Origin of the sequence: Ferruginibacter sp., assembly GCF_031430955.1 — a bacterium.
Classification (GTDB): domain Bacteria; phylum Bacteroidota; class Bacteroidia; order Chitinophagales; family Chitinophagaceae; genus Ferruginibacter.
On the sequence record NZ_JANPCM010000304.1, the window covers coordinates 1 to 5,186 of the forward strand.

The window sequence follows — 5,186 nt, forward strand, 5'->3', positions numbered from 1 at the left end:
GTATCACAACCGAGGCCGCATATTAATGTACCTAAAGACTGGCCTGATAAATCAAAGAAACCTGTTGATCATCCCTTTGGGCCATACACCGATAATTTTTCTGAGGAGCAACACAAGTTAGGACCGTTTAAAACAATTGCAGAAGAGCAAAAGAAAAGAGAAGAAAAGGTTGTTACTGCTTCAAAAAAATAATAGTATTTGCTAAAAAATAAACTTCAAATTTATATAGAGTATTTAAAAGTTCAATAATGATATACTGTACAGGAGTGTCCCGAAAAAAAAATCGGGATAAACTGTGCCACTGAAGTTTAAGAGATAAGTTAAAGCCGGGTTCCCGAAAAAATCGGGACAAGCAAAAAAAATAAAAAATGAACAATAACAGAAGAAATTTCATAAAACAACTGGGCACAATAGGTGGCGCAGGTTTGCTGGCGGCTGCACCCATTATTGCTGCTGCAGAAAACATAAATAAAAATGAGATGGATGAAATAAATGCTGCTGATAAACCATTTACCATTTCTATTTTACAAACCACCGATGTGCATTGCCAGGTGCATCCGCATGATGAATTGTTTTGGGAAAATGATAAAGCCGTATTTCGTAAAACCGGCGGCTATGCTCACCTGGCCACTTACCTGCAAAAAGAAAGAAAGAAAAACCCACATACATTTTTAATTGATACCGGCGATATGTTCCAGGGCAGCGAACTGAGTGTAAAAACAACCGGCAAAGCAATGGTGCCCATTTTAAATGCATTGGGTTACGATTTATATCTTCCCGGAAACTGGGAAGTGGTGTATTATAAAAAAGCCATGCAAACTTTACTGGGTTCTTTAAATGCTCCAAAAGTTTGTGCTAACATGTATCATGATTTGGGGGAAGGCAAAAAAGGAGAACTGATTTTTCCACCATATTATATTTGGAATGTGCAGGGGGTAAAAATTGGTTTTTTGGGCTACACCGATCCGTTAGTACCCATACGCCAGTCGCCGCTTTACAGCAAAGGGATTATTTATACAAAGCCCGAAGAAAATCTTGCACATTATGCAGATGTGCTGCGTAACCAGGAGCAGTGTGCTTATGTTTTAATTGTTGCACACTTAGGTTTATCGCAGCAATTATATTTAGCCAACCTGGAAGAATGTAAAGGAGTAGATTATATTTTGGGTGGCGATACGCATGAGAGGGTTCGTAAACCAATACAATGCAAATATGCAAAAGTGGTGGAGCCTGGTGCATTTGGTTCTTTTGTGGGTAAACTAAATCTTACCATACAAAATGGTAAAGTAATAAAAGACGAATACGAGCTGGCAGAAATATCTGCAGAAAAAAATAAACCATCAGCAACCATTGCAGCACTTATAAAAGATAACGAAAAACAATTTGCAAAAAATATTTATAAAATTATAGGTTACAGTACCATTCCGCTGTACAGGTATTTTGTGGTGGAAAACCCGATTGATACCATGATACTGGATGCGTTGAAGTGGAAAATTGCTGAGGTGGATATTGTATTATCCAATGGGTTTCGTTTTTGCCCGCCACGTACAACAGCAGACAGTACAGGTAACATACCCATTACAGAAGGTTTTATATTTGATATGCTGCCGGTGGACAGTACGGTACGAACAGGTACAGTAACAGGTAAACAAATTAAAGAATGGCTGGAAAAAGAAATGAATAATGTATTTTCAAAAGATGCATCGGAGCGTTTTGGCGGCTGGGTTATAAAATTTAAAGGAATGAAAATATCTTTTAATGCTTTTGGTGAAAAAGGAAAAAGAGTACAGGAAATTACCGTGGGCAACGAAGCAATTGATTTAAATAAAAATTACAACATTTGCGCCTGCGAAAGAGAAGGCGACCCCGGCGATATGCTTTGCAGGATATGGGGAGTGGCCAATGCAAAAAATACAACGCATACGCTGCATACTGTTTTAAAAGAATATTTAAAAGTAAATTCGCCTGTTACGCCAACGCCGCCTTTAAATGCAAAAATTTTAGATGCGCCACAAACCTTACTTTCGCAGGTAACGGGTGTAGATTATAAATTTTCTTAAAAATAATTAAAATGAAAAAAATATTTTTGGCAATTATATTAGTTGCATTTGCAAGTTCATTGTTTGCGCAAACATCAAAAAGCAAAACGCTTAAAAATAATGTTGCAGCCAGGGAGCATAAAGTTGTTATTCAGCTTAGTTCCGAAGATACACTTGTGCACAAATCTTTGCTGAGGCAGTTGAATAATATTTTAACTGCTGCACCCGGCAGTAAGATAGAAGTGGTATGTCATGGCCCGGGTATAAATATGCTTGTTACAGATAAGACAACCGTACATAGCAAAATTGAGGAAATGAAAATTAAAGGAGTATTATTTATGGCCTGCGAAAATACACTCCGGGAAAGAAATATCAGCAAAGATAAAATTATATCCGAAGCTGGTTTTGTACCTTCTGCATTGGTAGAAATTATTACCAGGCAGGAAGAAGGATGGAGTTATATCAAATCAGGTTTTTAAAATGTTTAACGAAGTGCTGTACCTCACTGCAGGTAAATCATTTTACTGCAGGTATTATGATTTGCATCATCATAAGCAGCAGGTATGCCGTATCTTCATAGCTTATTTAATCCACCTGCACAATTTGGCCTTTAATCTTTTATTTAACCATGAATAATACAATAAGCTTTGATGCAACTTTTGAACCTGCTTTGATAAAAGAAATGCAGCAGTTTGGCGAAATAAAACATTTTAAGGAAGGCGATCTTATTATGGATTACGGCAAGTATATCCGTATGATGCCCATCATTATAAAAGGCACAGTAAAAGTTTTCAGGATGGATGAAAACGGAAATGAAATCCTGTTGTATTATTTATCCAGCAACGAGAGCTGCAGCATGGCATACAGTTGTTGTATTGAGGCAAAAAAAAGCGAAGTAAAAGCCATTGCCGAAGAGGATGTAGAATTAATTGCCCTGCCTCATATTAAACTGGATGAATGGCTGTGCAAATATCCCAGCTGGAAAAATTACATCATGCGTAGTTTTAATGAACGCTTTTTAGAATTGCTGAAATCCATTGAAAGTATTGCCTTTCATAAATTAGATGAGCGCCTTATTTCTTATCTAAAAGAAAAGCAGCGCCTGTCTGGCTCCAGTGTAATTAAGGCATCGCACTATCTTATTGCTGATGAACTGCATACTTCAAGAGTGGTAATATCAAGGCTTTTGAAACAGTTAGAAAATGATAAAAAAATTATTCTATACCGGAACGAAATAAAATTAATGAATGCATTTCACTAGCATTGCGTTGTTTTATAAAATAGTTCTTAGAAACACTTGACAGTTCTATGTTTGCGTCGTTTTTAAGACGGCGTTGATTTGAAAATAATTCTGTTCGTTCTTTATACCAATCATTGAGAATGAACAAAGGACGTATGGCCTTCGCCAAAATAATGGATTTTGCTTCCCGGGATATTTTCAAAATTTGTGTTAACTGTTATAAGGATAACTACAAGGCAAAAGAATTTACTTGTTGGAAACAATTTCTTTGTATGTCTTTCGGTCAATTAACTCATCGTCAAAATATGAGTGATACGCTTCTTTGCTTGAAGTTAAATCCCGATAAGCTTTATCATCTTGGTATTGGAAAGGCTATTAATAAATCAACCTTATCTCATGCAAATGAAAGCAGAGACTGGAGAATTTATCAAGATTATGCACTGAAACTAATTGATCAAGCCAAAAAAATGTATGAGGGCGATAATCAATTAGAAGTAAATCTTAGAGGCCGTGTCTTTGCATTGGATTCGACAACCGCAGACCTTTGTTTGGAAGTTTTTTTATGGGCACCATTCCGTTCAACTAAAGCAGCGGTAAAAATTCATACACTGCTTGATTTGAAAACTTCCATTCCTGAATTTATTTTTATATCAGAGGGTAATATTCATGATGCAAAAATGATGGATTTAATTCCACTTCAGAAAGGCAGCTATTACATAATGATTAAGGCTTACGTTGATTTTGAGCGTTTTTATACAATTAGACAAGAGAAGGCATATTTCGTTGTAAGGGCAAAAGAAAACTTGCAGTTTAAACGCATAAAATCAAGAACCCCAGACAAGACAATAGGCATTCTTTGTGATCAGGATATCTTACTTACCGGAATCAACAGTACTAACAAATACCCAGAGCATTTACGACGCATCAAATTTTATGATGCTGAGTTCGAAAGAACATTTGTCTTTTTAACTAACCACTTCAAAATAAAAACACAAACTGTAACTCAACTTTATAAGCACCGATGGGGTATTGAGTTATTCTTCAAATGGATTAAGCAAAATTTAAAAATTCAATGCTTTTGGGGCTCTAGTGAGAATGCTGTAAAAAACTCAAATATGGGTTGCCATATCAGTTTATGTTCTGGTATTAATAGCAAAAAAGAAATTGAAGCTGACAAACTCTCCATATAAAATTATACAATACATAAGTATTGCTCCTTTAGAAAAAAGATCATTACACAATGTGTTTTTAAACATAGAAAATCAAGATGTAAAAGAACTAAAATATATTCACTGAAAATCATTTAACTAAGATCAACGCTAGTGATATCATAACATAACTTTTTATTAAAGTAAGTTTTAGAAGTTAAAAACTTGCTTAGTGCAAAAAAGACTCAATATCACTTTAATAGCTTTCTTGGGTTCTTTAAAAAATTAAGCTGCCTGAATTTTTGTTGATGGAATTGTTTTACCTGCGGCATATCCCTTTACGGCAAAATAAAAAATATAAAAGTAAGAAGGAAGTATACATATTAAAAATGACTGGGCATTAGAAAAAATTTCTTTGTCTTTTAAAGTTGTATATAAAAGTGGAAGTAGTGCGCCGCCAGCAATACCCATAATTAATAAAGCCGATCCCATTTTTGTAAATTTTCCCAACCCGCTAATGGCTAAAGGAAAAATAGCGGGCCACATTAATGCATTAGCTAAACCTAATAATGCAATAAAAGTTATAGCAGTGTAGCCAGTGGTTACAAATACTGCCATGCTGAAAATTATTCCTGTAACTGCTGAAATTGCCAATGCATTTTGCTGGGAAATATATTTTGGAATTGTTATAATGCCGATAATATAACCCGCCAGCATCGAAAACAAAGTAAAGGCAGTAAAATATTTTGTTTCATCTAA

Annotated in this window: 5 protein-coding genes and 1 pseudogene; 5 read left to right on the forward strand and 1 reads right to left on the reverse strand. The window is 35.3% G+C overall.

Features of this window, described 5'->3' with window-relative positions; translation table 11 throughout:
- From ACY65O_RS08530 to ACY65O_RS08550, 5 genes and pseudogenes are all read left to right on the forward strand, one after another.
- Positions 1–192: pseudogene (locus tag ACY65O_RS08530) on the forward strand (hypothetical protein); the annotation flags it as partial.
- A gap of 176 nt (positions 193–368) precedes the next feature.
- Entirely contained in the window at positions 369–2,060 is a 1,692-nt protein-coding gene (locus ACY65O_RS08535) for a bifunctional metallophosphatase/5'-nucleotidase (RefSeq protein WP_462220432.1), read from the forward strand.
- A gap of 11 nt (positions 2,061–2,071) precedes the next feature.
- Positions 2,072–2,518 carry a DsrE family protein gene (locus tag ACY65O_RS08540; RefSeq protein WP_462220433.1) on the forward strand — a complete coding sequence of 149 codons (447 nt, stop codon included), beginning with the start codon at positions 2,072–2,074 and terminating at the stop codon, positions 2,516–2,518.
- Between the two features lie 149 nt (positions 2,519–2,667).
- Positions 2,668–3,300: a Crp/Fnr family transcriptional regulator gene (locus tag ACY65O_RS08545; RefSeq protein ID WP_462220434.1), complete on the forward strand. Its 633-nt coding sequence runs from the start codon at positions 2,668–2,670 to the stop codon at positions 3,298–3,300.
- A 119-nt stretch (positions 3,301–3,419) separates the two neighbouring features.
- Positions 3,420–4,469 (forward strand): IS4 family transposase, encoded by a 1,050-nt coding sequence (locus ACY65O_RS08550; RefSeq protein ID WP_462220435.1) that lies wholly within the window; start codon positions 3,420–3,422, stop codon positions 4,467–4,469.
- Positions 4,470–4,712: 243 nt separating this feature from the next.
- Here the strand turns inward: ACY65O_RS08550 and ACY65O_RS08555 are convergent.
- The coding region (locus tag ACY65O_RS08555; protein WP_462220436.1) for an MFS transporter at positions 4,713–5,186 on the reverse strand (474 nt) is incomplete at its 5' end.

Coding starts and splice junctions, on each gene's coding strand:
- ACY65O_RS08535 (WP_462220432.1), top strand. CDS start 369: ATGAACAATAACAGAAGAAATTTCATAAAACAACTGGGCACAATAGGT.
- ACY65O_RS08540 (WP_462220433.1), top strand. CDS start 2,072: ATGAAAAAAATATTTTTGGCAATTATATTAGTTGCATTTGCAAGTTCA.
- ACY65O_RS08545 (WP_462220434.1), top strand. CDS start 2,668: ATGAATAATACAATAAGCTTTGATGCAACTTTTGAACCTGCTTTGATA.
- ACY65O_RS08550 (WP_462220435.1), top strand. CDS start 3,420: ATGAACAAAGGACGTATGGCCTTCGCCAAAATAATGGATTTTGCTTCC.